Origin of the sequence: Sphingomonas sp. Leaf208 (assembly GCF_001421415.1) — a bacterium.
Lineage (GTDB): Bacteria > Pseudomonadota > Alphaproteobacteria > Sphingomonadales > Sphingomonadaceae > Sphingomonas.
Window position 1 is genome coordinate 40,318 of the sequence record NZ_LMKH01000003.1, and the last position, 24,905, is coordinate 65,222.

Below are 24,905 nucleotides of genomic sequence, written 5' to 3' on the forward strand. Positions count from 1 at the left end.
TCGGGCTCTTAGATTTGCGCCATGCCGCCATCGACCGGCAGTTCGATGCCGGTGACGAAGCTGCTCTCGTCGCTGGCAAGGAATAGTGCTGCGGATGCCACCTCCTCGGGGCGGCCTATCCGCCCGAGCGGGATCATCTGCGTCAGCGTCGAGCGTACCTCGTCGGAGGCTGCCGCGATCATCGCGGTGTCAGTTGGCCCGGGTGCCACGACGTTGACGCGGATGCCGCGCGGCGCGAGTTCGTTGGCCCAGGTCCGGGCAAACGCGCGTACCGCCGCCTTGCTGGCACCATAGGCGCCGTAGCCCTTGGTACCGATCCCGCCCGCAATCGAGCCCACCAGCACCACCGCGCCGCCGGCGGGCATGATCGCGGTCGCAGCCTTGGTCGCGAACAGCAGCGCGTGCACGTTCAGACCGAATGTGCGATCGAAATGATCCTCGTCGACCGCGTCGAGGGTTGCAAATTCGGCGATACCGGCGCTGACGGCGAGGACGTCGACCCGTTCGGCTTCGTGCTGAACCGCTGCGAAGAACGCGTCGAGCGCCTGCGGGTCCGAGGCGTCCACGCGATGTGCGCGAAGCCTGCCGGCGCCGTGAATCGTCTCGCCCTCGTCTGCGCGCCGACTGGTCGCGTATACCGTGGCGCCTTCGACCGCGAAGCGCTGCGCGATCGCGCCGCCGATGCCGTCATGACCGCCGATGACGACTGCGATTTTCCCTGCAAGTTTGCTCATTTGTCTTCACTCCATCACGTAGTGACGACCAGATATAATCTATATATCTAAGCGCAAGAACGCACCTAGGAGTGCCTAGATATGAGGGCGTATACCTGTGGCGACCGACACCATCGAACTCCCGCTCGACGTAACGGCGACGCGACCGATCCTCGAGCAGGTCGCCAACAAATGGACTGTCCTGATCCTCACCGTGTTGTGCACGCAACCGGCCCGCTTCAACGACCTCAAGCGCCGGCTGGACGGAATCACGCACAAGGCCTTGGCGGACGCGCTAAAACGCTTGGAGCGCAACGGCCTGATCAGCCGGCGCGTGCTGCCGACCCAACCGATCGGCGTCGAGTACGCTATAACGGCGCTGGGCGCGTCGCTCCGCGATCCGTTCGCCGCGCTCTATGGCTGGTCGCTGGCAAACGGACCCAAGATGGGACGCGCCCAACAGGATTTCGATGCCGCCACGATGCTGCGTACTCTCAAGGAATGATCCGCCGCGCAAACACCGACGCCCCGAAGTCAGGCCAGAAAGCCTTCGGCCATGAGGCGGAAGGCAGCGACGGCTTTGGGAAGCACGACCTGCGGTTCATCGTTCGCCGCCACCCAAAGCGCGGCGTTGAACGCTGCACCGCTCAGCAGGCGGGAAGCCGCTTCGACGTCGACCGGCTTCATGACGCCTTCCGCTATCAATCTCTCGACCAGGTTTTTGGTGACGCTCAGGCACGCATTCTGGCTCGGCCATCGGGAAGGATCCCCCAGGAAGGCCGGACCATCCAGCAACACGATCCGTCGCACCTCCGGATCCAGCGCCATCTCGATATAGGCGGCCCCCTCTGCCAGCAGCCCTTCCCAGTCGCTTGCGGCACCTGCTCCCGCGCGCTGCGCCCGCGCCGCCATCTCGCCGTCGACCTGCGTCACCACGGCAGCCAGCAAGCCCGTCTTGTCGCCGAAGCTATGATACAGCGCACCCCGGGTGAGGCCGACTTCGGCCGTCAGATCGTCCATCGAGGCGTTGGCGAAACCTGTCATCCCGAACGCCTTGCGCGCTGCGGCAACAAGCTTGGCGCGGTTCTCTTCCATCTTGTCGACACGACGTTGCGCCACAGCCGCCATCCCTTTTTACATACGCACCGTATGTGAGTTGACGGGAAACATACTTCCGTGCTTTCACATACGCGACGTATGCAGTGTTCCTGCTACGTTGAAATGTCCAGTGAAGATAGGATGATGACATGGCTCAGCGCGACGCAGTGTTCCCCGCCGACAGGCATGCCTTGTACGCGGAGCACGGTTACTCTGCAGCAGTACGCGCCAACGATCTGCTGTTCGTCTCGGGTCAGGTCGGCAGCCGCGACGACGGTTCGCCCGAACCCGATTTCGAAGCGCAGGTCCGGCGGGCGTTCGCCAATCTGGAGGCCACGCTGCTGGCAGGGGGGTGTGGGTTCGACGACATCGTCGACGTGACCACCTTCCACACCGACCCCGAAAACCAGTTCGAAACCATCATGGCGGTCAAAAGCAAGATATTCGATCAGGCGCCGTACCCGACATGGACCGCGCTGGGGGTCAATTGGCTCGCTGGTTTCGATTTCGAAATCAAGGTCGTCGCGCAAATTCCGAAGCGCCCTTAATTCTGGCGACGGTGCGATCGGCGTTCTGAAGATCGGCGAGCGGCGACAATATGCGGCTGTCGAAGTCGACGAGGCCGCCCTCGCCTGTTGCCACCCGGTTTGGCCAGTCGTCGTTGGCTAGCGCGCCACGGCCGAGCGTCACCATGTCCGCGCCGTGCGTCGAAAGCATCTCTATCGCGCGCGCCGGATCCTGAAGCGAACCGTTCGCCAGAACCGGCCGACCGCTATGGCGTTTCGCGAGGGCAGCCAGGCTGTCGCCCTCGCCAAAGGCGGGTTCCCACGCCTTGAACTCGGTGGTGTGGATATCGTCGACGGGCGCCTGCCCCAGCAGCGTGTACACCTCGATCGCCTCGCTGATGCCGCGCCACTTGTGCGCGAAATCGTTGACCTTCCCCTGCGAACTGCGCACGCCGACCGCGAAGTCCGCGCCGACTGCGCTGCGGACAGCATCCACAACCTCGAGCGTGAGACGGAGCCTGTTGGACACCTCACCGCCGTAGCCGTCGGTACGCACGTTGACGCCCTCCGACAGGAACTGGTCGAGCAGATAGCCATTGGCACCGTGGATTTCGACGCCGTCGAACCCGGCTTCGCGCGCGAGAACCGCCGCCGACGCGAAGCCCGCGACCACGTCCTTGATCTCCGCCACGCTCATCGCGTCCGGAAGCGCGTAGGCCCCCGTGCCGCGATAAAAGGTCATCTGTTGCCCGGTCGGCTGGACAGCGGACGGCGCACGCGTTCCAGCGCGAAAGCGGTTACCTTGCGAGAGCGCTCCGGCATGCATCAACTGCGCAACAAAGCACGCGCCGCCGGCATGCACTCGATCGACGACCGGCCGCCACGCATCGCGCTGTGCATCGTCCGAAAGCCCAGACTGATACAGATAGCCCTGCGACCATGACCGATCGGTGTAGAGCCCCTCGGTAATGACCAACCCGAAGCCGCCTTCCGCAAAACCGGCATAATAGTCCGCCATGCGAGCGGTCGCTTGCCCGGCTTCGGTGGCGCTGACGCGGGTCATAGGTGCCACGGCCACGCGGTTCTTCAGGGCGAAGCCACCGATCCTCAGCGGATCGAAGAGCGTGGCTACAGGCTTTCCGCTGGTTCTTACGGCAGCCACCTACTTCTCCTCGTCGTGGACGGCAGCGATCGCTTCGATCTCGATCATGACGGCGGGATCGTACAGCCCCCTCACCTCGGCGATCGTGTCCGCGGGATACGGTGCCGAAAAGAACTCGCGGCGCAGTTCGACCACGTCGCGAAAATTGCTCATGTCGGTGACGAAGATCGTCACCTTGATGACGTCGTGAAGGCTCGAGCCGCCGGCCTCCAGCGCGCGACGCAGGTTGGCAAATGCCTGACGACCTTGCGCGCGAAAGCCGCCTTCGACGATCTTGCCGTCGTCATCGGCACCCGCCTGACCCGAGATGAACAGCAGATCGCCGTGCCTAATGCCCTGCGACAGCAGGAAAGGCGCATAATTGTCGGGGGTCGTGACCAGTTGTTGACGCGTCATCGTCTTTCTCCATTTCGGCGTTTGGTGAGAATGGCTCACCGATGCCAGTGTGATGACGACGAGATCGGCCTTGTAGCCCGCGCTGACAAATGCCAAATCGTCACCTGATAGATAAGGCCAGTTCATCTATGTCACGGAAGCTCCCGCCATTGTCCGCGCTGCGTGCGTTCGAAGCGGCTGCACGACACGGCAGCTTCAAGCACGCTGCGGCCGAGCTCGCCGTCACGCCCACCGCCATCAGTCACCAGATCCGCGCGATCGAAGAATTTACCGGTCTGGCGTTCTTCGAGCGCCGCACCCGCCGGGTCGTGCTGACCGACGCGGGAGCGCAACTCTATCCCGTGCTGCGTGATGGATTCGACGCCTTTGCCGATGCCATCGAGAAGCTCACGCGACGTCGCGGTCGTATCCAGGTGACAATCACCGCAACGCTGGCGTTCACCGCACGGTGGCTCGTGCCGCGCCTGCACGCGTTTCGTACGCTGCATCCGCAGTACGACCTTCATCTTCTTGCCACCGATGACGTCGTCGATCTCGACAAGGCCGGTGTCGATGTCGCGATCCGCTACGGCGCCGGCGGCTATACCGGGTTCGACGTGGTTCCCTTGTTCGCCGATCGGTTCGCGCCGGTCTGCAATCCCCTGCTCGATGTCCACGCTCCAGCCGATCTCGTGCAAAAACCGCTGATCGATCTCGACTGGCGACGCAGGGATCCGAGCAACCCGATATGGGCGCGCTGGTTCGCCGCCGCGGAACTCTCGCCACCCGACGATCCCCCCCTGTTGCGCTTTTCCGACGAAGGGCACGCCATCCAGGCGGCCGTGGCGGGTCAGGGCGTTGCGCTGGTCAGCCTGGCGTTGGTCCGGGACGAACTCGCGGCCGGGCAGCTAGTCCAAATCTCGCCAATCACGATTGCCGGGTTCCGCCATCACGTCCTGGCGAAGCCCGGCGATCGGAGTGCGGCCGTTGCCGCCGTGGTCGGTTGGCTACAGTCGGAGGCGGCGCTCCTCTCCTGACGGCGATAAAGAGGATCGTTCCGGCGAGGACGCTACCGGCTCTCTGCCGGAAGCCTGAGCAAAGATCGCCCGAGCGCGCTCGACCTCTTCGAGATGATCGTGCGTCCAGCCGTCGATTGCCGCGAACAGCGGTTGCAGGCTCCGGCCGAGCGGCGTGATGGCGTATTCCACCGCGATCACCCGTTCCGACAGCACGCGCCGCGCGACGATGCCGTTGCGTTCGAGTCGACGAAGCGCGGTGGTCAGCGCTGTCTGCGTGATGCCGTCCAGGTCTCGCTTCAACGCGTTGAAGCGGAGCGGCGCCGCGCAGAGCGACCCCAGGACGAGCGCCGTCCACTTGTCGGCAATCTGATCCAGCAGCTCGCGGCTCGTGAATGGGGCGTCAGACGTCCTCATGGCGGTACATCTCCAACTACCAGGTCCAAATACTTTGCCTGATTGTGGACTGGTACACAATCGCTACTACCCAGGCCATGCGAAGCAACGACCTTACCCATTGGCGGCAACGATCGAGGCTGGGTCGTCGCGCAACCACGGCAGTCGTTCTGCTGACGCTCGCGATCCTTTTTCCCGACGTGGGCACGGCCCAGTCAGACAATCTCCCGAAAGGTAAAACGATGCCAAGTAACGAGTCCGCATCCGCCTATAGTGACGTATCGACCCTGCGGATCGACGTTGCGGCCGGCGTCGCGACGGTCACGATCGCCAATCCGCCCCTGAACCTGCTCGACGCAAAGCTCATGACCGATCTCGATCGCTTCGCCGCCCGGGTCGTCGACGATCCAGCGGTTCGCGTCATCGTGTTGCAAAGCGCCGATCCCGATTTTTTCGTGCCGCACGGTGACATGAATTTCGTCGACGATCCGTCGTCGTTCGCGAACCTCGAAGTGGGCGAGAACCAGGATCAGCGGCTCAACCCGATGCAGCGGCTGTTCGAGCGATTGCGGAAGCTGCCGCAGGTGACGATCGGGATGCTGCGGGGTCGAGCGCGGGGTGGCGGGGCCGAATTGTTGCAGGCCTTGGACATGCGTTTCGCCAGCCTGGAACGCGGCTATCTTGCGCAGATGGAAGCGCCGACCGGCATAATCCCGGGGGCGGGCGGCACCGTGTACCTGCCCCGGCTCGTCGGCCGCGCACGCGCGATGGAGATCGTGCTTGGCGCCGACCTGTTCGATGCGGCGACGGCCGAGCGCTACGGGTGGATCAACCGCGCGATACCCGATGCGAAGCTGGACCACTTCGTGGACCGCCTGGCGCGCAACATCGCCGCCCTGCCGCCCGGCATCATCCCCGCGGCCAAAGCGGCGATGGACGCGAACTTCGGCGATCCCCTCGACGCCCTGCTGGAGCAGAACCGCCTTCTAGGTGAAACCTTCTCGCAGCCCGCCGCCGCCGACCTCACCCGCAAGGCGTTGAAGGCGGGTGCCCAGACGCGCAACGGCGAACGCAACCTAGAAGCCATTCTGCATGACAGGTAGCGGCACCGCGTAAGTCGCCTCTGGCCATTGGTCGATCTAGTTCCGCGCATGGACGAGTCACCTCGCTCAGCGCGGACCAGGGATGGTGAAGCCACCATCGACAAGCAGCGACTGTCCGGTGATGAACCGCGCCTCGTCGGTACAGAGCCAAATTACCGCGTCCGCGATGTCGTTCGCCGTACCCACCCGGCCAAGGGCGGCGCGCTCGGCCAAGGGCGGGATGATGTCATCGCCGTGCGCACGCAGCATAGGTGTGTCGATCACGCCCGGATTGACGTTGTTGATGCGAATGCCGTGGGGCCCTGCTTCCAGCGCCACCGCGCGGATCATGGCATCGAGCCCGGCCTTGCTCGCGGAATAACCCGAGGTTCCTACCGTCGCTGCGGTCGACAGGAACGACGACGTATTGACGATGGCACCGCCGTGACCTGCCGGAATCATCGCGCGCAGCGCCGCTCGCGTCATCAGCCACGGGCCTTTAAGGTTGATAGCGAGCAGTTCGTCGAACGCAGCCTCCTCCATGTCGACGATCGGGCCGCCCCGTCCCTGAATCCCGGCGTTGTTGAACAGGTAGTCCAGTCGGCCGAAACGCGCTACCGTCTCGCCGACGATACGATCGGCATCGGTCGCCACCGATACGTCTGCGGCTATGACGAACGCCGCGCCGCCCCTGCTTTCGATGACATCGGCGTTGGCGCGCAGCGGCTGCTCGCGACGTCCCACCAGTACCACGGTCGCGCCTTCCCGCGCGAACGCGCGAGCCGACGCTTCGCCGATACCGCTGCCGGCACCGGTGACGATGACGACCTTGCCTTCGAGGCGACGATGACCCTCATTGTTCATGCTGACTGTCCTATGTAGCGTGCTCCAGAAACATGGCTGCTAAAGCAGGGGACTATAAGTCGTCGGTAGCCGAACGAGTTGTTGCGCAGGAGGCATCAATGTCCAAACGTGTCCTTCCCGCCGACTTCGCGGAGATCACGTCGTTTGCCGCCGTTGCCAGGATGCGCAGCTTCCGCCATGCCGCGCGCGACCTCGGACTGGCGCCTTCGACGCTCAGTCATCGGGTGAAGGCGCTCGAGGTCCGACTCGGGACACGGTTGCTGCACCGAACAACCCGGGCGGTCGCGCTAACCGAAGCTGGCGAGCGTCTCCTGACCGAGCTCGGACCGTTGCTCGACGGCCTGGACCGCGCATTGGCGAGCGCGGGTCTTGCTGGCGGTGAACCGGTAGGCAAGGTGCGGCTCGCCGCGCCACGGCTGGCCATCCGCACACTTGTCGCCCCGATGCTGATGAAGTTGGCGGATACCTGCCCCGGTGTCATGCTCGATGTGCGCACCGTCGAACATACCGCCAACTTCGTTGCGGAGGGGTTTGACCTGGCCATTCAACGCGGCGGGGAGATCAGCCATGACATGGTCTCCGTCGCTCTAGGTGCGCCGTTCGTCGCGGCAATTGTCGGCGCACCGTCCTATTTTGCAAACCGAGGCAGACCGCAGCACCCGCGGGATTTGACTCAGCACCCCTGCATCGGTTGCCTCAGCGGCCCCGGCAGTTCGCTGTACCGCTGGCTTTTCCGGAAGGACGAACAGGAAATAGTTGTCGATGTCTCCGGTCCGCTCATCACCGACGATCCCGACCTGATGCTTGCCGGCGCGCTGGACGGCATCGGCCTGTGGCATGGTATCGATCATCTTGCCCTGCCCTACCTTCGCGACGGCCGGCTCGAACGCGTGCTAGCCGACTGGTCGCCGAGCAGCCCTGGGTTCTTCCTCTGCTATGCTGGCGGCGAGGCCCTGGCGCCCGCGACACGCGCGGTCGTCGATATGTTGAAGAACGTCGCACGGACCTGAGCCGGCGTGGTCCCGGCTACAGCTGCGCTTCGATCGCCGCCTTGTCGACGACCGACCACACTTCGGCGATGCGTGCACGATCGAACCGGTAAAACACGTTCTCGGAAAACGTCACGCGTTGACCGTTTACCGGCAGCCCCATGAAGAAGCCCACTGGCGTACAGTCGAACAGCAGCCGACTGGCGAGATGGGCGCCGTCCGCGACGACCATGCCGATCACGAATTGAAGATCAGGGATGTCGTTGCAGTTGGTGACCAGCATGGCGCGATAGGCCGCGAAGCCGATACTTTCACCGTTATAGATCACGTCGTCGTCGACGAAATCGCGCAAGCCGTTCCAGTCTCGTCGGTTCAGTCGATCGATATAGGCAAGGTAGCGCTCACCGAGGGTCGGAACGGTCATCGGCTTTCTCCTAAGTAGCACTGCCTGGCACAGGCAGTCATGTTCAGACAGGCCTTTTCCAGTTCGGCCGCGCGTATAGCATGGTCGATCCCGCGCGTGCCTGATTGCGATAGGATGAGAACCCCGGCTCGCCTTCTATCGCGCTGTAGGCCGTCTCGCTGGTGAGCAGACGGGCGCCGCTCCGGTACGCCGCCGCCAACCGCGCGGCGATCAAACTGCCCTGCACGCCTCGTGCGCGATAGGTCGGCAGGGTGGCCGCCATACCGCCCCACGCTGCATCTCCGGCGACGAACAGGGCGGCGCCGCCCGCGGGTTGATCGTCCACATAAGCTATGAAGCACTGCCAGCCCGGCCGCCCAACCAAGGCCGCGAACCAGTCAGTCGTCACGTCCGGAAGACCGAAGCCCGCCTGTACCACGTTACCGAACACGCGGGCCGTGTCCGCGGTCGCCAGGCTCGTTCGTAACGCCGATCCTTCGACCCGCGGCGTCGCTGCAGGAAGTCGTTGCACGAATTTTGCCCAGCCCGGCCCCGAAATTTGCAGGCCGCGTCGCTGTAGTGAAGCGTGGGTTTCGGCCCCTTCGATCCGGTCGGCCACCTGCAACGCCCAACCCACAGCTGCATGTGCATCGAGCCACGCAATCGCCTGGTCGAGGTCCCGCTCGGAAGGCTGGCGGTCTGCGCCCACCGCCATGGCCCGGTTGAGTTCGTTGATCGGGATCGCGGTGCTGGCAAGGAGTCCTATGTCGGCCACCCTGCAGTTGGACAGGCCCAGCATCTGGCGAACATTGGCAGGTGCCGCATCGAACAAGTCGAGCCAGGCATCCCGCTCCACGGCTTCGGCGAGCGGAGCCAGATCCGCCAGCGTCAATATAGTGTATGCCATCGCCACAGGATCGTCGGTGGTCATGGTCTCTGATCCTATCTCGAAAGGGGTGTGGAGCGAGTATAAGGCATTTCGCAGCTCGCGATTTGGTGCATCACACGGGCCACCGCACTGCCCAACCACCCACGGTCAGAGTGTCTGGCCCCAAGTGCGGACTAGACGAGCCAGCATTCGCCGACAATCGCAGCACGTTCGCGAGCGTGCTGAATGGTTTTGCCAGAGTGATCTTAGGAAAGCGTTCGAAACCGGGCGCGCGATCTTAAGCGCGCATCGGCACCGCATGATGGATGGGCGCGACACCGAACGCCCGCTTGTACTCGCGGCTGAACTGCGAGGCGCTGGCATAGCCCATGTCGAACGCGGTGGCGGTCACGGTCATAGTTCCGGTCGCCAGGCGGCGGCGTGCCTCCAGCAGCCGAAGCTGATGATGATAGGCCAGCGGGGTGTGACCCGTCACCGCCTTGAAGTGGCGATGGAAGGACGTCACGCTCATGCCGACATTGGCAGCGAGCCGCACGACATTGATCGGACTAAGGGCGTTCCGTCCAATCCATTCCGCGGCCCGCTTAATTTGCGCGAACCGGGCGTCATGCCGGCCGATCTGGCGGAGCCGGGGTCCCAGCGGCCCCTGAAGAAGCCGGAAACACAGCTCGCGTTCGTAGTGCACCGCCAGCACCGGGATTTCGCCGGGGGTGTCGAGCAGGCGTAGCAGCCGCCCAAGTGGCTCGATCACAGTGGCGTCGACCTGCGCCATTGAGATCGCACCGGTCAGTTGATCGTCCTCCTCGGGCATCTGGAGTAGCAAGTCGGCGATGACGGACGGATCGATCTTCCATTCGATGCCAAGGTAAGGAATCGACGGTGTCGCCACGACAACCTGGCTGGTGAACGGCAGGCCGACCGACGCCACCGCACTCATGCCGGCAGCGGCGTCGATGATGCGATCGCCGATCGTCATCCGTTTCGCACCCTGCAGCAGAAGGTAGAATTCGGGATCGAACAGCGCCGGGATCGGATCGGTCGGCTTGTCCGCGGTCCAGATCGTCAGCTGCGGCATCGCGGTTGCCCGCCCGTCCGCGGATGCATGGCGCGTGGCGCTCGGGATCAAAGTCGTCAGCATCGCCGACATCCGCACCTGGACGATCATGCTGTCAAGGCTGGGCCGAAAGACCATGTTGGCAGGATCAGGCAAGCATCCGGTACGATCGAGAATGCACGTCAGGCCGCTTGCGTCGATATCGCGACGATGGAAAAAACCTCTTCGAACGCGCCGAGCGTTCTCGTCACCGGTGCCAACAAGGGCATCGGCCTCGCCATCGCACGCCAGCTTGGCGAGCGCGGCTATTCGGTTTGGCTGGGATGCCGCCACGCCGGTCGGGGAGAAGCCGCCGCCGCCGACCTCCGCGAAGCCGGACTGAATGCCCACGTCCTCGCGCTGGACGTGACGGACCCCGCCATCGTGCAAGCCGCCGCCGACCGGCTCGGCGAGCAGATCGGCGCGCTCGACGTGCTGGTCAACAACGCCGGCATCAGTATCGGAATGCCGTTCCGCGCCAGCGAAGAACGCATCGACGACATCCGTTCGATGTTCGAGGTCAACACCTTCGCCCCGCTGGCGGTCACACAGGCGTTCCTGCCACTGCTGCGTCGCGCTGACGCCGCACGCATCGTCATGACCAGCAGCGGCCTGGGTTCATTGTCCGATGCGACCGACATGGCGGGGCTGTTCTGGAACGTCGGCTACGCCGGCTATTGCGCATCGAAGGCCGCGCTCAACATGCTGATGATCAAGCTGGCCAAGGAGCTTCTCGCCGACGGTATCAAGGTCAACGCGGCCGATCCGGGGTACACCGCCACCGACCTGAACGGTCACACCGGCCATCGCACCGTGGAGGAAGCCGCCCGGATCGTCGTCGATCTCGCCACCCTGGGGCCGTTGGGCGCGACCGGGGGGTTCTTCCATGACGGCCATGCCAGCCAATCGCGTCACCGCTGGTAACAGGCGGCGCGCCATGCAATCGCCCGTCTACAAGGATCACCGTTACGCTCCAGTAACGACGTGGTGGTTGCAGAAGATTAGGTGTAAGGCCGTCGATAGCCCCCGGTGGGACTCGATCGGAGATCGCGATGGCCGAAAACACGCAAGCGTCCGACGCCAAGCCGAAGCGGATCGGGATGGTCCTCTACGACGATTTCGAGACGCTCGACGTGTTCGGCCCGGTCCAGATTTGGGGTCGGCTGCCCGACTACGAACTGGTCCTCGTGTCTCAGGCCGGCGGGGCGGTCCGATCGGCACACGGGCTGACCTCGCTCGCGACCGTCTCGTTCGAAACGGCAACGCAGTTCGAAATTCTAATGGTCCCGGGGGGCCAGGGGTCGCGCGTCCAGGTGAACAATGCGGCGATGCTCGACTTCCTGCGCCGCCAGAGCGCGGGCAGCGAATGGACGACGTCGGTCTGCACCGGTTCTGCCCTGCTTGCCAAGGCTGGCATCCTCGACGGTCGGCGCGCCACTACGAACAAGGTCGCGTTCGCATGGGTCACCAGCCAGTCCACCCGCGTCGACTGGCAAAAGACGGCCCGGTGGGTGGTGGACGGCAAGTTCATGACGTCGTCGGGTGTATCCGCCGGCACCGACATGGCACTCGGCCTAGTCGAAAAGCTGTACGGCCGTGCCATGGCTGACAGCGTCGCACGTGCCGCCGAATATCGCTGGAACGATAATCCGGCCGACGATCCGTTTGCCGACACCGAGTGACGATCGGCTCCGAACATCGCGGTATGCAATTCCGCGCATGAACGGATTGGCTGTCGCGGCGTTGAATGCGCATCGCGAACACATAGCCGGTCAGCGGCTCGGCTGATCTCCAGCCGGTCTTCCCAAGGCACTCCTCGAGGATCTGTACAGTCCATGCGTGCGCACCATCATGCCGAAGCCAGTCTCGGTTGCGCGTCCGCAATCCCGTTGACGTTGCTCGATACGAGTAATGCGGTCGGCTGGACCTCGCTGCTGCTCAACAATCAGGAAGGCTCCGGCGAGACCGGCATATTCGAGACCTGTGCAACCGAGGACCTCAGCCTGACCGTCGCCGGCTCGCCTGAAGTCAGCGAGTTCCTTCAGGGTCGATGGCGGTCGGCGGTCTTTCAGCCTGGCGTGGCCTGCCTGATGCCGGCGGGGGAAACCGCCCGGGTTCGCCTAGATGCCGCCACCACGCGCGAACGTTATCGCACCGTCCACGTCTATCTGCCGGGCTCGCTAGTATCCGACGTGATCGACGAATACCGTCGCATCGGACAGCCGATCGCGACGGTGCGGATCTCCGCGCTCGCGTTCCGCGACGAGGTCCTCGCAGGACAGGTGGCCGCTTTGCTTAGCGCCATACGGTCCGGCGCACCCGATCTCTACGCAGCCAGCGCGGCGAACTGGATGGTCACGCATCTGTTGTCGCGGCAGGCCGAATGGCATCATATCTCCGACGAACCACGGCTTTGCCCGACCATCACCGATCGCCGGCTGTCCCGCGTCATCGAGTTCATCAGCTGTCATCTTCACCTCCCGCTGACGCTGGACGAACTGGCGCGGGAGGCCGGCATCAGCGTGCACCATTTCGGACGCAGGTTCCGGGAGCGTACCGGCATGGGGCCCGCCGCCTACGTCACCGAACTCCGCATGGAGCGTGCCCGCCTCCTTCTCGACACTACGGACCTGCCCCTGGCCTTGATCGCGGCGCGGTGCGGCTATCCGCGTCCGAGCGCATTTTCCACGGCCTTCCTTCGCCAGGCCGGCATGACGCCATCTGCTTATCGGACCCGGCGCAAAGGTTCGCGAAACCGCGATATCGTTCGCGATCCGTGCTGAACGAACCCGTCTGAAGCAACCTTCGGACATCCACATCGTCTGGATCCAAAGCATCGCCGGGGACAATGGGGAATGCGCCCATGCGGTCTGCCCCGCCAATGGGTTCACCGGACGCTCATCGAAACACCGACATCGTTCGGCCAACGATCATCAGATGCTTAGGAGCAGGTCCATGAAACAGTTCATTCTCGCCGCCGTGGCAACGGCCGGTGCGATCACGGCATTGCCGGCGACCGCACAGACCGCCGGGGCCTTCATGGCCAATCCGGCATTCCAGGGCCCGCGCCCGGCCCGCTGCACGACGACCGTGGAGATGCAGCGCTGTGCCGCCGCCGACCTGCGCACCGCCGACGCGGCGATGAGCGTCCGCTACAACGCGCTGCGCGCGCGCCTTCGTCCGGCGGCGCAGCAGACGCTGCTGGCCGAACAGCGTGCCTGGCTGAAGTCGCGCGATCGCGATTGCCTCGCCAAGGGCCGTGGCGGCGGATCCTCGGCCTCGCTGTACGTGGCGCAGTGCTGGGTCAGCACGACGCAGGCGCGCACCGCGGCGCTGGGCGCGAAGTCATCCCAGGGTACGAGCGCAAGCGTCCTGCCGGCGTCGGCGTTCGTCGGCCGCTGGCGGGGCGGCGAAGGCACGTACATGAAGATCGCGCGCCGCGGTGCCGGCTTCGTGATCGACAACCAATGGGGTCTGGACGCGGACATGCAGGGCGTCTTCACCGGCACGATGACGCCCGGCGGCCTGAGTTTCCGTCGGAACGGCGTCACCGAGACCGCGCGGCCGAGCAAAGGCGATGCGGTCAACCTGAGCGCTCTCCGGGGCAAGAAAGACTGCCTGATGGTCTCGAAGGACGAGGGGTATTGCCGCTATTGAGGGAGTTCGACCTCGCCCTGCCCCCCGGCTTCACGGCCGGGGGGCAGGGCGTTACGCCCAGGTGTCGCGAAAAACACGTAGCCAGTTGCCGCCCGCGATCTTGTCGACGACGCGGGCGGGCACACCACGCCGGCCCAGCGCGTGCGCCACGACCTCGACCCGGTCGGGCCGGTTCAGCCCGGTGACGAACGGCGGCCGATCCTCGCCAGGCGCGCCGATCCCCTGGGCCCGCCGCTTCGCCACCAAGGCGAGATAGCCGCGCATGTTGGCGGGCGAGGTGTCGAACGGTGCCATCATCGCATCGCTGCCGATCGCAATGTGATCCTCGCCGCAAATCCGCAGCGCGTGCAGCACATGCGCCAGGTAATCGTCGATGTCCGGCTGCTTGGGCGGTTGGGCGAGGAAGGGCAGTTCGTAGAGGCCTACCGCCCCGCCGCCCTCGGCGATAGCACGCAGCACCGCATCGCTCTTGTTGCGGGGATGCGGCGTGATCGCGGCGCAGCCGGCATGCGTGATGGCCGCCGGCGCGGCGGTGACAGCGAGCACGTCCAACGTCGTCCGCTCGTCGGAATGGCTGAGATCGATGGTGACACCGCCGGCGTTCATCCGCGCGACCGCCTCGCGTCCCGAAGCGGTCAGCCCCGTTGGCGCGGCACTCAACACCCCCGATCCGAACGGCGATCCCTGGTTATAGCTCAACTGCATGATGCGGACGCCCTGCGCGGCGTAGCGCGTGATCGCATCCACCTGCCCGCCGAACTGCCCCGTCTGCTCGAACCCGAAGATGAAACCCACGCGACCATCCCGTCGGCACGCCTCGATGTCCGCGATCGTGCGGACGTGCCGAAGGAGACCGGCGTTCGCGCCGACCGCGGCCGAGACCACGTCGATCGCCTCAACGGTGCTCGCAGCCGTACCATCCCCATCCACGTTGACCCGCAGGGCGGTGAGACGCGCCCCGCGAAGGATCGCGACCGCCCGCGGTGAGAGCCGGCCCGGTCCCTCGATCGGCGGCATCAGATTGGCGTCGATTGACAACCGACGCCCTGCTGCCGGGGACATCGACCCGCGTGCGCCGCCCAGAAACACCGAGCCCAACCCGAGCGCGATCATCGAACGTCGATCGATCGTCATGTTCCCCCCATACCGTTTCCCACCGATCATAAGCGGCAAGACTGCCTTCGAACACAATGGGCGGGGTCGGCCGTCGATACGAGCGACCCCGCCCGTCGTGTTCAGCGCGCGGGGTGGAGGAGTTCGGGGAAGCCGATCCGGTCGACGAACTGCTCGCGCACCCGGTCCATCACCGCGAAGACCACCGCTGCACCATCGCTGGCGGGATCGACATGGACGCGGAGCGGGCGCTTGCCCACTGGTGCCGCGACGATGTCGACCACCGCCCGCCCGACCGCACCCGGATCGGCGTCCTCCGGCACGGTGCCGGCCAGCGCTTTCTGGATGCGATCGGCAAACCCTTCCGGCCAGGCGGCCGTGTACGCATCGGCGATCGCAGTATCCTCGGGATGTCCGGCGTTCGCGAAGTGGTTGGTGCCGCTGGTGAAGGCGCCCGGCACGACGATCGATGTTTCGATGCCCAGCAACGCCAGTTCCTTGGCATAGCAGACCGCCAGCGCATCCATGCCGGCCTTCGCCGCGAAATACGGTCCCAGCAGCGGCGGGACGCCACCGGCGACGCTGGAACTCGATACCCAGACGATCAGCCCCGATCCCGCTTTCCGCATGTGCGGCAGGACGCCGCGATTCACGCGGTGCGTGCCGAGCACGTTGACGTCGTATTGCTGCGCAAGCTGCTCGGGCGTGAACGATTCGAGCGGCCCGTACATCATGTGGCCGGCATTCTGGACCAGCACGTCCAGCCGGCCATGCTCGGCGACCACGGCATCGATCGCTGCGCTGATCGACGCTTCGTCCTGCACGTCGAGTTCGATCGAGCGCAGATCGACTCCGTGTTCCTTGGCGAAGGCGGCGTTGTCCTTGACCTTGTCGGCATTCTTTTCGGTCGTGCCGCGCATGGAGGCGTAGACCGTGTGGCCGGCGCCCGCGAGGTCGCGCGCGATCATCTGGCCGAAACCGCTCGATGTGCCGGTAACGAGTGTGACGAAACTCATGGCTGCTCTCCTGTTCAGATGACGCCGCCGTTGGCGCGGATGATCTGGCCGGTGATCCAGTGACTGTCGGGTCCGAGCAGCATGGCGACCGCCGCGGCGATGTCGTCGGGCTCGGCAAGCCGGCCGAGCGGGATCATCTTGGTCACCGCCGCGATCTGTTCATCGGTCTTGTCGTCCAGGAACAGCTTGGTCGCGACCGGTCCTGGCGCGATGGCGTTGACCGTGATCTTCTTCGCGCCGAGCTCCTTGGCAAGGATGTGCGTCATTGCTTCGACGCCGGCCTTGGTCGCGGCGTAGGCACCGTAGGTCGGCTGGTACAGTCCGACCACGCTGGACGAGAAGCTGACGATCCGCCCGCCTTCGCGGATCTGCCGGGCGCCTTCGCGCAGGCAGTTGAACACGCCCTTCAGGTTGATCGCGACATGGCGGTCGAACAGGTCGTCGTCGGTCTGCGCCAGCGGTGCGAGCTTCATGATGCCGGCATTGTTGACCAGCGCGTCGACCCCGCCGAATGCCTGCGTCGTCTCCTCGAACAGGTGAGCCACCGCTGCCGAATCGCTGACATCCGCCTTCACCGCGATCGCGCGGCCGCCGTAGCTCTCGATCTTGTCCGTCAGCGCGCGTGCGGTGTCCTCGTTACCTGAGAAGTTCACCGTCACCGACCAGCCATCCCTGGCCAATCGCTCGGCGATTGCTGCGCCGATACCCTGCGACGATCCCGTTACGATCGCCGTGTGTCCGCTCATTGATGCCACGTTCCGTCCTCCGTCTACAACCACAAGGAGTACGTTGAACATCCGTAACGGTTGCGGATTTTCGGGCGTGGTGCGCGATCGAGAAAGACTTCCGCGGCTTGGCGAAAGTCAGCGCCCGGCGCGGAAGGCGCTCGGCGTACATCCCCTGTGACGCAGGAACGCGGTGGAAAACCCGCTCGCCCTGGGATAGCCGCACCGAAAGGCGATCTCGCTGACGGCAAGGTCCGTCGTTCGCAGCAGCAGGCACGCCCGATCGATCCGCAACGTCGTCAGATAGGCCGCCGGCCCCATCCCGACATGCTCGCGAAAGCGACGACCGAAATGATGCACGCTGATACCCGCCTCGCGCGCGAGTTCGTCCAGCGTCAGGGCTCGGTCGAGGTGGCAGCTCATTAATTCGATGACCCGGGCAAGCCGACGATCGCTCAACGTCGCCGGCCGACGGGTATCATCGGCAACGTTCCGCCACTGCGCCTGCCGGGACAGGAGGTGCGTGGTCAGCCACCGTGCCGCTCCAGCGGCGTAGAGGTCGGGCTCGCCGCTACGATGCGCGTCAAGCAGGGCGTGCGCGTGCGCCGTTACGATTTCGTCCCGAAACGTCAGAACCGATAACTGGTCGATATCCGCGGACTGACCGCTGCGACGATATTCGTCGGCGATCTGCGCCAGCAGCGAACCCGGCAGATAGAGGTGCAACGTGCCGAACGCATGCCGCTCCGACGGCGTACTCCAACGCAGGCGCGTCGTCTCACCCGGCGGTGTCATGCCGGCGTTGCCCGGCTGATACAGCGCCGTTCGCCATCGCCCGCCCGCCAGCGCCTGCAGTTCATGACGGCCGGCTGTCGCGACGACGAGCGTCAGGTCGTCGGTCGGATGGGTTTCGAACGCGTCGCTATGACCCGATCCTTCGTGCCGATCGAGGAGCAGGGAGGTCCATCCAGAGGTGGCGCTGCTCTCCATCAGCAGATTGGGCTGCATCGATGCGCAGCGGCGGCTTGCTTCGGAATATGCGTAAAGCGATTCGCTCATCTTCTAATCCCCTCCTCCATATCCTGCTCCGTATGATCCGATGGTACGCCGGATTGTCGCGCTGGGCATGACCGATCCGCGCACGATGGACTGGCTCGATATCCCGAGTAACCGTTTTGGCGGCCGTATGGCTGACAGCGATGCCTACACGCACGCGGCGCAATGGCCCCGGACACAACTGCAGGGATGGGAGGTGCCAATGGAGCTAGAGGATGCGGGTCAGATGCCCCTCGGTTCGACCGCGGTCCTTGGTCGGCTTGGATGGTGACCGCTTCGGAGGAGCACTTACGTATTGCGCACCCCGCTGACACCGCGGGTACCAGCGCTTGGCGACGCTTGACCCGGCCACCATCGAAGACGCTCAGGCGCCTCTTGCGCAGTTCAAGGGAAAACAGGTCTTCGTCGGCAGTGAAGAACGCCGATCTGGGATCAATAATTAGCTCATCCGAACCTGCAAGCTGCCAATGTGGACATGGGACGACATGGCTGAACGGATCGCCGCTTTCAGTCTTCGGGATCATACATCAAACGTCGTCAAATGGATGAACAGGTCCTGCCCTACGGCTTCCGGCCAGACCCACAAGCAGTCACTCCCGGCGCCGTGCCCGGCTCCCAACTTCGGACGCCCATTCATCTTCGCGGTCGATACGAGTGACGCGCCGCAAATGCTGCCGCCCGGAAGATGCCATCATGTCTGACCAACGCACGCCTCTAATTGATGTGGCTGTCCCGCTCGAACGGTTGCAGCACGATGTCCGCGATCGCCGACGATCCGACCTGGAATGCCTTCTGGTACTCTGGATCCGCGACCATATCGTTGAAGGCGGAGCGGCGTGGATACTGAACCAGGACAATGGCGTCCCACGCCTGCGCCTCACCCTCGGTAAGCACCGGAAGGCCGTTGCCACCGAACAAGATCCGCGCCCCGAAACGTTCGAGGATCGGCTTCGCCATGCTGATGTATCGCAGGTAGCGATCCCGGCCACCTTCGGGCTCAAATCGCAGGAGGTTCAACATGACGATTGGTGTGTCGTCATGACCGGTCAGAAACGCCTCGTAAGCGGCGAGAGAAAACGCGACCATCAATCATCCTTTGAGCTGTCTCCACCATCGGGTGGATCGATCCGTTGATAGCTTGGGGCACCGCCAGAAATTGTCAGCAGGGCGCGCCAGTCTCGGTCCTGTTGGCGCCACTTCTGCACGAGAGCGTGACGTCGCCCCGGATATCGGTCCTCGAGCATTGTGCTCAGCCGCACGCGATCGACCCGAAAGTGACGGAAGGCTGCCCTCGCCTCGCACCACGCCGCCAAGACCCGGACGTCGTCAAAATACACGATGGCGATAGGCCAGACGGTGCGCTCTGAGATTGAGCCGCGAGCGTCCTCGTAGCTGATTTTCACCTTGCGTTGCCGGCGGACAGCATCACGCAGTTGCGCTACCTGTGGTGGATCTATCCGCTGAGAAACTGAGGCAGCCGCGAAGAAGGGTGGAAGGTCCTCAAGGCCAACAGACGGGCTGCCCGTCGTCGCAAGGATCTTCGCCAGGGCACTTTCGCTGTTGCGCGCTAATGCCGGATCGGCCCGTTGCCGCACCCAGCCAAGCCCTAGGATCAGCGCGTCGATCTCCTCCGGCAGAAGAGCGAACTCTGGCAGGAAGAAGCCTCCACCCAGACGAAAGCCAATCCCGGCCTGACCGTCCACCGGCGCTCCTAATGACCGAAGCGTCTCGATGTCACGGTAGACGCTCCGCGGCGAGATCCCGAGTTGCCGCGCCAGATCGTCGGCCGTGACCGGCATCCTGTGCGAGCGCAGGATGTTGATCAGCTCGAAAAGGCGGCTTGATCTCGACATATATCCTGAGGTGCTGGCGATGCGCGCTGCGTTGCGCTGGGATCAATCAGGCGCCTTCGTAGACGGGCCGAAGGTCGTGATCTTGCTGATCTTTCCATCCTCTCCAACGGTGATCTGATCGCCACCGCGAGCGAACTCAGTGCCATCCGCTTGAATAAGTACCCATGTCAGAAGCGCCACGTTGTGGTGCACGGAAACGTCGCCGATCTCGAAATGTCCGCCGGGAAAGCGCTCGTGAAAGGTTGCCATGTCCTCTATGACCAGCGCCCGACCCATCGTCGTATCGTGTCTTACCGTTTGATATTCGATGTTCTCATTCAAGACCTCAGCAGAAATCCGGTGGCGGTCGTCGAGTGACTCCGAGTTCCAGGCTGTGTGAAGCTTGGCATACAGGTCCCACGCCTGCCGCTTGGTAACTACCATCGGGTTCTTCCTCGAAATTTGCTGGATCTGTTGGGGATAGGCAACGCTTGGCAGAAGCGTCATGCCTGCTAGCAGGACGACCGCCGGAAAGCGGACCGTCAAACGGGTGATTGGCGCGATCACTGGCTATCCTTGGTACGTTGTTGATTACTGCGAACCTCGGCGCCTTAGCTGAGCGCGTTGCCAGAAATTGTCAGGAACGTGCTCCGATACGTCATCGCGGGATGCCCGAGGAGTGGAGTTGTGTTGGGCGGCACTCGCGGCGCGGCGAAGCTTGCCGCATTGCTCAGCGTCGGGCGGCCGCTCTAATTAGCGACGCGCGCGCAACGAGAACGTGAAACGGATAGATCGCGCGAAGGTACAGGCGACCGAACCGGTTGCGGGTGCGGACCGCGGTGGTGACGATCAGCATCGAACCATGCGGTCCGACTTGGCGCAGGATCGACAGACGAAAGTCGAGGTGACGGTCGTCTTCCCCGAGCACGATCTCGTCAGTGCTTTCGGCTAGCACGGGGAAGAAGTCGATCCGCGCACGATCCGGTCGCGCACGGCGTAGCTCGGCGGTTGTTTGCACGCCGAACGGCGCGACAGCGCCATCTCGCACCGCCACCAGCGCCCTGAACCAGCGTGGCGGCGTTCCGAGCGCTCGGTCCGCGATCGCCCGCATCGTCGCGTCATCAGCCGCCGCGTCCACGGCGTAGCTGTCGAGCAGGTCGGCACCTGCGTACCAGCCGCTGATTGCGCTGCCAGGAGGGGGCTCGACGCGCCGGACGGATCGATCGCCGAACACGTTAGGCGTCGGGCTTGGCGAACAGAGCGGCGATCTGGTGGAATGGGCCTAGATGCACGACCTGGCGCTCGAGGAGCCCTACTTTTACCATCGGCAGCGCGTCGACAGCAGCGTGGACCGCCTCGATCGACGGCAGCTCATAGATGAGAGTGATCACCTGTGGATTGGCGGAAAAGTAGAACTCGCGGAGCTCATCGCCGAGGTATGATGCCCACACCGCCTCAATCTCCGGCACCATGTGCGGCATGAAATCGTCGAGGGTCTTTCCCGCGCTCGGGGTCAGCATGACGAGGAACTTCATGAACGATCTCCAGATGGTCGTAGGGTGGCCAGGTTTGTCGAACGACACGTGGCTCAGACATCCCCCTCGACGCCGTATTTGGATCATGATATAGGAATGGCGGAACGCAAGGCACGAGCATCATCTATCCCCTCACAACGGGGCGAACCGGTTCGCCAGCGAGTGATCCAGGCGGCCGAGCGGCTGCTGCGTCAGGGGAAGGCAGAATTCTCGATGCGCGAACTCGCGGCGGAAGCCGAGGTCAGCTTCTCAACGCCGTTCAACCAGTTCGGCAGCAAGGCGGCGGTTATGCACGCGATCTCCGCGAGGCGGGTCGAGTTGATGACCGATCGCTTTCGAGAATCGGCGCTTCCTACTGATGCGCTGGAGCGCGTCCTCATGGCCTCCGATACGGCAGCTTCGGTCATGCTCGAGGAGCCAGTGGTAAACCGGTCGGTGATGGGGTGGCTCGGCACTGTAAGTCCGGCAGCCGGCACCGCTCTCGCACGCTCCGAAGCATTTTGGTCGCTTGCGCTTGGCAAGGAGGCGTGCCCGGCTCTTGCCGGAAACGAGCAACCGGATCGCTCGCTTCCACGGCAGCTCGCCTTCGGCTTCCGCGGCGTGCTTTCGTTCTGGACTGCCGGCGAATTGGCCGACGACGAACTTGCTGGATCTGCGCGGGAGGTAGCTCGCGCAATCCTGCTTGGGGCGGCGAAGCCGCAGTTGGGAGCAGGCGGTGAGGCTCTTCAGCCACTTCCATGGGCCTGCCACGATGAGGTTTGAGAGACCGCGAGAGGACGAGAAATGCACGAGCTGCTGCTGGTATATAGCGCTTACGTGATCGCGGCGGCGAGCCCCGGCCCCTCCAAAATGGCGATTATGAACGTCGGGATGGGACAGGGGCGGCGTCCCGCGCTCGCTCTTGCCGCAGGTGTCATCACCATGTCGTTCTGCTGGGGCCTGATTGCCGCAACTGGCCTTTCAGCGCTTCTGGCGCGCTATGCTGAGGCTCTGGTCATCCTTAAGATTATCGGCGGTCTCTACCTACTGTGGCTGGCACTCAGATCGGCCCGGTCGGCTCTGCGTAGCAACGACGCCGCAACGGCCATGCCACGGGTCCGGCAGAGCACGGGTGCACTCTACCGCCGCGGTCTACTGATGCACCTCGGGAATCCCAAGTCGGTGATGGCCTGGCTCGCGATCATGACCCTGGGCGTTGGCGCGGAGGCGTCGACCGGCCGGGTTGCGGCAGCCTTCCTCGGCTGCGTTGCGCTCGCTGTCGTCGTGTTCGGCGGCTACGCGCTCCTCTTCTCTACCCCGCTGATGGTACGCGGCTATGCTCGCTTACGCCGTTGGATTGAGGGAGCGCTTGCGATGGTATTTACCGGCGCTGGCCTCAGGCTTCTAACCATCCGCTGAAACGATCAACGCCGGACGAGCCGACGATCAAGGAAATCGTCAATCAGCCCGGCGATTTCAGCACATCGCGTATGCAGCGCGAAGTGGCCAGCATCGAGCAGGTGGATCTCCGCCTCGGGGACATCGCGCGCGTAGGCTTCCGCACCCGCAGGCAGGAAGAAGGCATCGTGCCGGCCCCAGGCAGCTAGCAGCGGCGGCTGGTGCTGGCGCAGATAGGCTTGAAAATCGGGGTAGCGGGCGATGTTGGAGCGGTAATCCAGGATCAGATCGAGTTGGATCTCGATCGCGTCCGTGCGCTCCAGAAAATGTTGGTCGAGCAGCCAATTGTCCGGTGCAACAGCGCCGACGGCTGCACCGTGCTCATGCTGGAAGCGGATCGCTTCGGCGGTAAGGGATGCGCGGCAAGCCTCGCGATTCGCTGGGCTCGGATCGCGCCAGTAGGCCTCCCACGGACCCCACTCCGCGCTGAATCCTTCCTCATAGGCGTTACCGTTCTGTGTCACGATCGCGGTGACGCGCTCCGGACAACGCACGGCAAGGCGGAAGCCGATCGGCGCACCATAGTCGAACACGTAGAGGGCATAGCGCTCAAGCTCGAGCGCCTCGACGAAGCCCTCTAGAGTCCCGGCTAGCGCGTCGAAGATGTAGGGATATTCGCCTCGCGCCGGCGCCTGCGTCAGCCCGAAGCCTGGCATGTCGGGCGAGATCACGCGGTAGCGCTCCGCCAGGAGTGGAATCAGGTCGCGGAACATGTGGCTCGAGGTGGGGAAGCCGTGAAGCAGGAGCAGAACGGGCGCATCTGCGGCCCCTGCCTCGCGGTATGAGCAGCCCCCACCGGGTGGTCCGGGTAGATAGTTAGTGCATTGTCGCCTCCGCCGCCATTGCCGGGCGTAGGTGGAGCGAAGCGGAACCGGAGGCTNTGAGCAGCCCCCACCGGGTGGTCCGGGTAGATAGTTAGTGCATTGTCGCCTCCGCCGCCATTGCCGGGCGTAGGTGGAGCGAAGCGGAACCGGAGGCTGGCAATGGCGGGGTCGCTGCTGCTGGCGCCGGAGGTCGATAGCCCAGGCTGCTGTGTGGTCGGACGGTGTTATAGTGACGCCGCCACGCCTCGATCAGCACCCTTGCCTCGGCGAGGCTGTAGAAGATCTCGCCGTTGAGCAGCTCGTCGCGAAGCGAACCGTTGAAGCTCTCGTTATAGCCGTTTTCCCATGGCGAGCCCGGCGCGATGTACAGCGTCTTCACGCCGATCTGGCCGAGCCATTTCTGGACCGCGGTAGCGATGAACTCGCTGCCATTGTCCGACCTGATATGCGCGGGCGGCCCCCGGGCGATGAACAGCTCGGCAAGCGCCGCCAGCACGTCTTCGTGTTTCAACTGACGTGCGACGATCAGCGCCAGGCATTCCCTGCTGGCCTCGTCGATGATCGTGAGGATCCGGAACCGCCGCCAGCACGTCTTCGTGTTTCAACTGACGTGCGACGATCAGCGCCAGGCATTCCCTGCTGGCCTCGTCGATGATCGTGAGGATCCGGAACTTGCGCCCGTCGTGCGTTCGCGCTTCGACAAAGTCGTATGCCCAGACATGCCCCGGATACTCCGGCCGCAGCCGGATGCACGAGCCGTCGTTCAACCACAGCCGGCCACGCTTGGGTTGCTTCTGTGGCACCTTCAGCCCCTCACGCCGCCAGATGCGTTCGACACGCTTATGATTCACTGACCACCCCGCGGCATGCAGCAGTGCGGTCACCCGGCGGTAACCGTAGCGTCCATACTGCCCGGCCAGCGCAACGATGTCCTCAGTCAGTGCCTGTTCGTCATCTGCCCCACACGGCACCTTGCGCTGCGTCGACCGATGCTGCCCGAGCACGCGACACACCCGTCGCTCGGATACGTCCAGCACCTCTTTCACTTGGTCAATGCAGCGCCGGCGCCGCGCGGGGCTTAGAAGTTTCCCCGTGCCGCCTCCTGCAGGATCAGCTTGTCCAGT

Annotated in this window: 30 protein-coding genes and 1 pseudogene; 11 read left to right on the plus strand and 20 right to left on the minus strand. The window is 64.3% G+C overall.

Features of this window, described 5'->3' with window-relative positions; translation table 11 throughout:
- Nucleotides 1-8: 8 nt before the first annotated feature.
- Entirely contained in the window at nucleotides 9-734 is a 726-nt protein-coding gene (locus ASE69_RS04030) for an SDR family NAD(P)-dependent oxidoreductase (RefSeq protein ID WP_056483351.1), read from the minus strand.
- A gap of 97 nt (nucleotides 735-831) precedes the next feature.
- Here ASE69_RS04030 and ASE69_RS04035 point away from each other — a divergent pair, with 97 nt between their 5' ends.
- Nucleotides 832-1,218, plus strand: coding sequence for a winged helix-turn-helix transcriptional regulator (locus tag ASE69_RS04035; RefSeq protein WP_056483355.1), 387 nt, complete (start codon nucleotides 832-834; stop codon nucleotides 1,216-1,218).
- Nucleotides 1,219-1,247: 29 nt separating this feature from the next.
- Here the strand turns inward: ASE69_RS04035 and ASE69_RS04040 are convergent, their stop codons facing one another.
- Complete coding sequence (locus tag ASE69_RS04040; RefSeq protein WP_235518076.1) at nucleotides 1,248-1,841, minus strand: TetR/AcrR family transcriptional regulator; 594 nt, start codon at nucleotides 1,839-1,841, stop codon at nucleotides 1,248-1,250.
- 119 nt (nucleotides 1,842-1,960) lie between these two features.
- Between ASE69_RS04040 and ASE69_RS04045 the strand changes: the two genes are divergently transcribed.
- The gene (locus tag ASE69_RS04045) at nucleotides 1,961-2,359 is read left to right on the plus strand and encodes a RidA family protein (RefSeq protein WP_056483359.1); all 399 of its coding nucleotides are present in this window, start codon (nucleotides 1,961-1,963) and stop codon (nucleotides 2,357-2,359) included.
- Here ASE69_RS04045 and ASE69_RS04050 read toward each other — a convergent pair.
- Nucleotides 2,325-3,479: an NADH:flavin oxidoreductase gene (locus tag ASE69_RS04050; protein ID WP_056483360.1), complete on the minus strand. Its 1,155-nt coding sequence runs from the start codon at nucleotides 3,477-3,479 to the stop codon at nucleotides 2,325-2,327. The genes ASE69_RS04045 and ASE69_RS04050 overlap by 35 nt on opposite strands.
- A complete protein-coding gene (locus ASE69_RS04055) occupies nucleotides 3,480-3,971 on the minus strand; it encodes a RidA family protein (RefSeq protein ID WP_235518078.1) in 492 nt (163 codons plus the stop codon). It lies immediately after the preceding gene.
- Between the two features lie 32 nt (nucleotides 3,972-4,003).
- Between ASE69_RS04055 and ASE69_RS04060 the strand changes: the two genes are divergently transcribed.
- Complete coding sequence (locus tag ASE69_RS04060; RefSeq protein WP_056483364.1) at nucleotides 4,004-4,891, plus strand: LysR substrate-binding domain-containing protein; 888 nt, start codon at nucleotides 4,004-4,006, stop codon at nucleotides 4,889-4,891.
- Here ASE69_RS04060 and ASE69_RS04065 read toward each other — a convergent pair.
- Nucleotides 4,862-5,287: a winged helix-turn-helix transcriptional regulator gene (locus ASE69_RS04065; protein WP_082452838.1), complete on the minus strand. Its 426-nt coding sequence runs from the start codon at nucleotides 5,285-5,287 to the stop codon at nucleotides 4,862-4,864. The two genes, ASE69_RS04060 and ASE69_RS04065, sit on opposite strands and share 30 nt — an antisense overlap.
- On the opposite strand from ASE69_RS04065, the gene ASE69_RS04070 reads away from it, so the two are divergent.
- Nucleotides 5,266-6,369: an enoyl-CoA hydratase/isomerase family protein gene (locus ASE69_RS04070; protein ID WP_235518080.1), complete on the plus strand. Its 1,104-nt coding sequence runs from the start codon at nucleotides 5,266-5,268 to the stop codon at nucleotides 6,367-6,369. The genes ASE69_RS04065 and ASE69_RS04070 overlap by 22 nt on opposite strands.
- A gap of 66 nt (nucleotides 6,370-6,435) precedes the next feature.
- Here the strand turns inward: ASE69_RS04070 and ASE69_RS04075 are convergent, their stop codons facing one another.
- Complete coding sequence (locus ASE69_RS04075; RefSeq protein ID WP_056483367.1) at nucleotides 6,436-7,212, minus strand: SDR family NAD(P)-dependent oxidoreductase; 777 nt, start codon at nucleotides 7,210-7,212, stop codon at nucleotides 6,436-6,438.
- Nucleotides 7,213-7,244: 32 nt separating this feature from the next.
- Between ASE69_RS04075 and ASE69_RS04080 the strand changes: the two genes are divergently transcribed.
- The gene (locus ASE69_RS04080; RefSeq protein WP_082452839.1) at nucleotides 7,245-8,222 is read left to right on the plus strand and encodes a LysR substrate-binding domain-containing protein; all 978 of its coding nucleotides are present in this window, start codon (nucleotides 7,245-7,247) and stop codon (nucleotides 8,220-8,222) included.
- Nucleotides 8,223-8,238: 16 nt separating this feature from the next.
- Here ASE69_RS04080 and ASE69_RS04085 read toward each other — a convergent pair whose 3' ends face one another.
- From ASE69_RS04085 to ASE69_RS04095, 3 genes are all read right to left on the minus strand, one after another.
- On the minus strand, nucleotides 8,239-8,625 hold the full coding sequence (locus tag ASE69_RS04085; RefSeq protein ID WP_056483373.1) for an ester cyclase: 387 nt from the start codon (nucleotides 8,623-8,625) through the stop codon (nucleotides 8,239-8,241).
- Between the two features lie 43 nt (nucleotides 8,626-8,668).
- Nucleotides 8,669-9,535: a GNAT family N-acetyltransferase gene (locus ASE69_RS04090; RefSeq protein ID WP_056483375.1), complete on the minus strand. Its 867-nt coding sequence runs from the start codon at nucleotides 9,533-9,535 to the stop codon at nucleotides 8,669-8,671.
- Between the two features lie 235 nt (nucleotides 9,536-9,770).
- A complete protein-coding gene (locus ASE69_RS04095) occupies nucleotides 9,771-10,685 on the minus strand; it encodes an AraC family transcriptional regulator (protein ID WP_056483378.1) in 915 nt (304 codons plus the stop codon).
- A 72-nt stretch (nucleotides 10,686-10,757) separates the two neighbouring features.
- On the opposite strand from ASE69_RS04095, the gene ASE69_RS04100 reads away from it, so the two are divergent.
- The 4 genes from ASE69_RS04100 (at nucleotide 10,758) to ASE69_RS04115 (ending at nucleotide 14,243) form a co-directional block, all read left to right on the plus strand.
- Nucleotides 10,758-11,510, plus strand: a complete 753-nt coding sequence (locus tag ASE69_RS04100) for an SDR family oxidoreductase (protein ID WP_056483382.1) — start codon at nucleotides 10,758-10,760, stop codon at nucleotides 11,508-11,510.
- Nucleotides 11,511-11,638: 128 nt separating this feature from the next.
- A complete protein-coding gene (locus tag ASE69_RS04105; protein WP_200924110.1) occupies nucleotides 11,639-12,268 on the plus strand; it encodes a DJ-1/PfpI family protein in 630 nt (209 codons plus the stop codon).
- Nucleotides 12,269-12,421: 153 nt separating this feature from the next.
- Nucleotides 12,422-13,369: a helix-turn-helix domain-containing protein gene (locus ASE69_RS04110; protein ID WP_056483385.1), complete on the plus strand. Its 948-nt coding sequence runs from the start codon at nucleotides 12,422-12,424 to the stop codon at nucleotides 13,367-13,369.
- Nucleotides 13,370-13,541: 172 nt separating this feature from the next.
- Nucleotides 13,542-14,243 carry a lysozyme inhibitor LprI family protein gene (locus tag ASE69_RS04115; RefSeq protein WP_056483388.1) on the plus strand — a complete coding sequence of 234 codons (702 nt, stop codon included), beginning with the start codon at nucleotides 13,542-13,544 and terminating at the stop codon, nucleotides 14,241-14,243.
- Between the two features lie 51 nt (nucleotides 14,244-14,294).
- On the opposite strand, the gene ASE69_RS04120 is transcribed toward ASE69_RS04115, so the two are convergent.
- The 9 genes from ASE69_RS04120 to ASE69_RS04165 all read right to left on the minus strand — a co-directional run bounded on the left by ASE69_RS04120 (nucleotide 14,295) and on the right by ASE69_RS04165 (nucleotide 21,520).
- Nucleotides 14,295-15,377, minus strand: a complete 1,083-nt coding sequence (locus ASE69_RS04120; RefSeq protein ID WP_056483391.1) for a dipeptidase — start codon at nucleotides 15,375-15,377, stop codon at nucleotides 14,295-14,297.
- Between the two features lie 101 nt (nucleotides 15,378-15,478).
- Nucleotides 15,479-16,372 carry an SDR family oxidoreductase gene (locus ASE69_RS04125; RefSeq protein WP_056483393.1) on the minus strand — a complete coding sequence of 298 codons (894 nt, stop codon included), beginning with the start codon at nucleotides 16,370-16,372 and terminating at the stop codon, nucleotides 15,479-15,481.
- A 14-nt stretch (nucleotides 16,373-16,386) separates the two neighbouring features.
- Nucleotides 16,387-17,118, minus strand: a complete 732-nt coding sequence (locus ASE69_RS04130) for an SDR family oxidoreductase (RefSeq protein WP_056483396.1) — start codon at nucleotides 17,116-17,118, stop codon at nucleotides 16,387-16,389.
- A gap of 117 nt (nucleotides 17,119-17,235) precedes the next feature.
- Nucleotides 17,236-18,156: a helix-turn-helix domain-containing protein gene (locus tag ASE69_RS04135; protein ID WP_056483400.1), complete on the minus strand. Its 921-nt coding sequence runs from the start codon at nucleotides 18,154-18,156 to the stop codon at nucleotides 17,236-17,238.
- Nucleotides 18,157-18,867: 711 nt separating this feature from the next.
- The gene (locus ASE69_RS04145; protein ID WP_056483406.1) at nucleotides 18,868-19,239 is read right to left on the minus strand and encodes a DUF1330 domain-containing protein; all 372 of its coding nucleotides are present in this window, start codon (nucleotides 19,237-19,239) and stop codon (nucleotides 18,868-18,870) included.
- Complete coding sequence (locus ASE69_RS04150) at nucleotides 19,239-20,006, minus strand: helix-turn-helix transcriptional regulator (RefSeq protein WP_056483409.1); 768 nt, start codon at nucleotides 20,004-20,006, stop codon at nucleotides 19,239-19,241. Before ASE69_RS04150 ends, ASE69_RS04145 begins: the two co-directional genes overlap by 1 nt.
- 42 nt (nucleotides 20,007-20,048) lie before the next feature.
- Nucleotides 20,049-20,552, minus strand: coding sequence for a nuclear transport factor 2 family protein (locus ASE69_RS04155; protein ID WP_056483412.1), 504 nt, complete (start codon nucleotides 20,550-20,552; stop codon nucleotides 20,049-20,051).
- Between the two features lie 163 nt (nucleotides 20,553-20,715).
- Nucleotides 20,716-21,219, minus strand: coding sequence for a DUF2867 domain-containing protein (locus ASE69_RS04160; RefSeq protein WP_156362126.1), 504 nt, complete (start codon nucleotides 21,217-21,219; stop codon nucleotides 20,716-20,718).
- 1 nt (nucleotide 21,220) lies between these two features.
- Entirely contained in the window at nucleotides 21,221-21,520 is a 300-nt protein-coding gene (locus ASE69_RS04165; protein WP_056483415.1) for a hypothetical protein, read from the minus strand.
- Between the two features lie 162 nt (nucleotides 21,521-21,682).
- On the opposite strand from ASE69_RS04165, the gene ASE69_RS04170 reads away from it, so the two are divergent.
- Nucleotides 21,683-22,282, plus strand: a complete 600-nt coding sequence (locus tag ASE69_RS04170) for a TetR/AcrR family transcriptional regulator (protein ID WP_235518081.1) — start codon at nucleotides 21,683-21,685, stop codon at nucleotides 22,280-22,282.
- Between the two features lie 21 nt (nucleotides 22,283-22,303).
- The gene (locus ASE69_RS04175) at nucleotides 22,304-22,918 is read left to right on the plus strand and encodes a LysE family translocator (protein ID WP_056483421.1); all 615 of its coding nucleotides are present in this window, start codon (nucleotides 22,304-22,306) and stop codon (nucleotides 22,916-22,918) included.
- Between the two features lie 5 nt (nucleotides 22,919-22,923).
- Here ASE69_RS04175 and ASE69_RS04180 read toward each other — a convergent pair whose 3' ends face one another.
- Nucleotides 22,924-23,706 carry an alpha/beta fold hydrolase gene (locus ASE69_RS04180; protein WP_268795475.1) on the minus strand — a complete coding sequence of 261 codons (783 nt, stop codon included), beginning with the start codon at nucleotides 23,704-23,706 and terminating at the stop codon, nucleotides 22,924-22,926.
- A 166-nt stretch (nucleotides 23,707-23,872) separates the two neighbouring features.
- A pseudogene (locus tag ASE69_RS20985) lies at nucleotides 23,873-24,905 on the minus strand (IS3 family transposase); the annotation flags it as partial.

Coding starts and splice junctions, on each gene's coding strand:
- ASE69_RS04150 (WP_056483409.1), bottom strand. CDS start 20,006: ATGTCGAGATCAAGCCGCCTTTTCGAGCTGATCAACATCCTGCGCTCG.
- ASE69_RS04100 (WP_056483382.1), top strand. CDS start 10,758: ATGGAAAAAACCTCTTCGAACGCGCCGAGCGTTCTCGTCACCGGTGCC.
- ASE69_RS04110 (WP_056483385.1), top strand. CDS start 12,422: ATGCGTGCGCACCATCATGCCGAAGCCAGTCTCGGTTGCGCGTCCGCA.
- ASE69_RS04120 (WP_056483391.1), bottom strand. CDS start 15,377: ATGACGATCGATCGACGTTCGATGATCGCGCTCGGGTTGGGCTCGGTG.
- ASE69_RS04085 (WP_056483373.1), bottom strand. CDS start 8,625: ATGACCGTTCCGACCCTCGGTGAGCGCTACCTTGCCTATATCGATCGA.
- ASE69_RS04070 (WP_235518080.1), top strand. CDS start 5,266: ATGGGGCGTCAGACGTCCTCATGGCGGTACATCTCCAACTACCAGGTC.
- ASE69_RS04130 (WP_056483396.1), bottom strand. CDS start 17,118: ATGAGCGGACACACGGCGATCGTAACGGGATCGTCGCAGGGTATCGGC.
- ASE69_RS04125 (WP_056483393.1), bottom strand. CDS start 16,372: ATGAGTTTCGTCACACTCGTTACCGGCACATCGAGCGGTTTCGGCCAG.
- ASE69_RS04105 (WP_200924110.1), top strand. CDS start 11,639: ATGGCCGAAAACACGCAAGCGTCCGACGCCAAGCCGAAGCGGATCGGG.
- ASE69_RS04095 (WP_056483378.1), bottom strand. CDS start 10,685: ATGGTCTTTCGGCCCAGCCTTGACAGCATGATCGTCCAGGTGCGGATG.
- ASE69_RS04045 (WP_056483359.1), top strand. CDS start 1,961: ATGGCTCAGCGCGACGCAGTGTTCCCCGCCGACAGGCATGCCTTGTAC.
- ASE69_RS04135 (WP_056483400.1), bottom strand. CDS start 18,156: ATGAGCGAATCGCTTTACGCATATTCCGAAGCAAGCCGCCGCTGCGCA.
- ASE69_RS04165 (WP_056483415.1), bottom strand. CDS start 21,520: ATGAAGTTCCTCGTCATGCTGACCCCGAGCGCGGGAAAGACCCTCGAC.
- ASE69_RS04145 (WP_056483406.1), bottom strand. CDS start 19,239: ATGGTCGCGTTTTCTCTCGCCGCTTACGAGGCGTTTCTGACCGGTCAT.
- ASE69_RS04115 (WP_056483388.1), top strand. CDS start 13,542: ATGAAACAGTTCATTCTCGCCGCCGTGGCAACGGCCGGTGCGATCACG.
- ASE69_RS04030 (WP_056483351.1), bottom strand. CDS start 734: ATGAGCAAACTTGCAGGGAAAATCGCAGTCGTCATCGGCGGTCATGAC.
- ASE69_RS04175 (WP_056483421.1), top strand. CDS start 22,304: ATGCACGAGCTGCTGCTGGTATATAGCGCTTACGTGATCGCGGCGGCG.
- ASE69_RS04065 (WP_082452838.1), bottom strand. CDS start 5,287: ATGAGGACGTCTGACGCCCCATTCACGAGCCGCGAGCTGCTGGATCAG.
- ASE69_RS04090 (WP_056483375.1), bottom strand. CDS start 9,535: ATGACCACCGACGATCCTGTGGCGATGGCATACACTATATTGACGCTG.
- ASE69_RS04075 (WP_056483367.1), bottom strand. CDS start 7,212: ATGAACAATGAGGGTCATCGTCGCCTCGAAGGCAAGGTCGTCATCGTC.
- ASE69_RS04060 (WP_056483364.1), top strand. CDS start 4,004: ATGTCACGGAAGCTCCCGCCATTGTCCGCGCTGCGTGCGTTCGAAGCG.
- ASE69_RS04080 (WP_082452839.1), top strand. CDS start 7,245: ATGGCTGCTAAAGCAGGGGACTATAAGTCGTCGGTAGCCGAACGAGTT.
- ASE69_RS04040 (WP_235518076.1), bottom strand. CDS start 1,841: ATGGCGGCTGTGGCGCAACGTCGTGTCGACAAGATGGAAGAGAACCGC.